At 53.1% G+C, this 1536-nt stretch carries 1 pseudogene; it reads right to left on the reverse strand.

Features of this window, described 5'->3' with window-relative positions:
* Nucleotides 1–2: 2 nt before the first annotated feature.
* Nucleotides 3–1334: pseudogene (locus tag G8764_RS22230) on the reverse strand (IS701 family transposase); the annotation flags it as partial.
* Nucleotides 1335–1536 lie beyond the last annotated feature (202 nt).

Here is a 1536-nt window from a genome sequence, read left to right on the forward strand (position 1 = left end):
TTCTACTTTGTCACATTAGGCGCGGCGACTTTTGGTTGTCGCCTGCGTTTTCGGCACCTCTCAGCCGACTCTATCGCCGCCAATCGTTTCTTATGTCGATGCTCCATTTGCCGGATCACTTCCTCTTCGTCACGCTGTCGATTGGGAAGCGTTTTTGCCAGCAATACCTGAATATCGTAACAGCTGAGTAGCGGGAACTGCTGACTCAGCGTCTCCCGCTCTTCAAGCATAAATAACATGGCCATCATCACCAGAGCCATGTGGCGGTGCCACGCCGGCCAGCTCCTCGCCTGATAGTGAGCCATGCCCGCATGGCTTTTGGCATCCTGGAATGCTCGCTCAATCCAATACCGCTGCGCTTGCATCTTCGTCAGTTTCAACTTGCTAGTCGCTGGTGAAGCGTTACTCAAACTGTATTTGATCGTCTGTGGGGAGTCGATTTCGCGGCGGACAATCAGGTGCCAACAGTGCGCTTGCGATTCCTTCTTATCCCAAAGCCACACGCGTTGATGTAACACCTCGACCTGAAGCTTGCCTTGACTGCTACTGCGCAACGTCTTACGAGTCCAGGCCGATTCCGGCTGTTGCTTGACCCACTGCGACACCGTGATAGCGTTAGCATCACTTTTGTAGCGTGTACGCGGCCTGCCTCGGCTGGCGGTTTGTTCAGGCAGAAACGGCTCAGGGTCGTCGAGGTAGACGTGTTGGTCGCTGTGCACGTCGGCGACAAAGGTTTCCCCTTCTTCATCCAAAGAACGCAGAAATTCACCTGACTGACCGTAAAAACCATCCATGCCAATCCATCGGTAATTCAGGCCGAGACGTTTTGCGCGACGCACCATCTCGAGTGCGATATCGATCTTGCTTTGATGGGTGAGAGCCTGTTCGGGTACCTTGGCCTTTTGACAGCGTTCGGGATCGTCCGTCCACTCCTGAGGAAGGTATAAACGGGCATCCACGATACCCACTCGATCACCGCGACCGAGAGCCGCGAAGACCCCCACCTGGCTGTTGTCCACTTTACCGAGACGGCCATTCCACTGGCGCGCGACACCGACGGATTTCCTGCCCTGCTTCTTAAACGCCGATTCATCAATGTACAGTGCACTTTCCTCGCTGCCACCCAGCCATTGATTGAGATCGTGTGCGACATGGTCCATAACCGCCCGCTCGTCCCAAGGAGAATTGGAGAGGAAATGCTGCAGAGCCTGCTCATCTGATTGAGGAACAACTTCTGCCATGCGCTCCATATTCCGTTTTTCTGCCTGCATCAAACCACAAAGGTAGTGATTGGCCTGACCCACGGCGCTGCGTGTTCGGGAGAGGAAGTGGGAATGAAATCGTTCAGAAAACGAACAATACCGAGACGAAACCGCTTTAAGCGGCTTGTCATTATTAACCCCTTCTCGTTGAAGTTTTGTTAGGCGGCTGTCAAATTAATGCCCCTTCTGGGAGCCGCCTAACATCGTCTGGAATTACCTCCCATTTTCGCTGAAACTCACAGAAAATCAACTGGTTAAATCTGACAAAGTAGAA

Source organism: Pseudomaricurvus alcaniphilus, assembly GCF_011440395.1.
In the GTDB taxonomy this organism is placed as follows: domain Bacteria; phylum Pseudomonadota; class Gammaproteobacteria; order Pseudomonadales; family Cellvibrionaceae; genus Pseudomaricurvus; species Pseudomaricurvus alcaniphilus.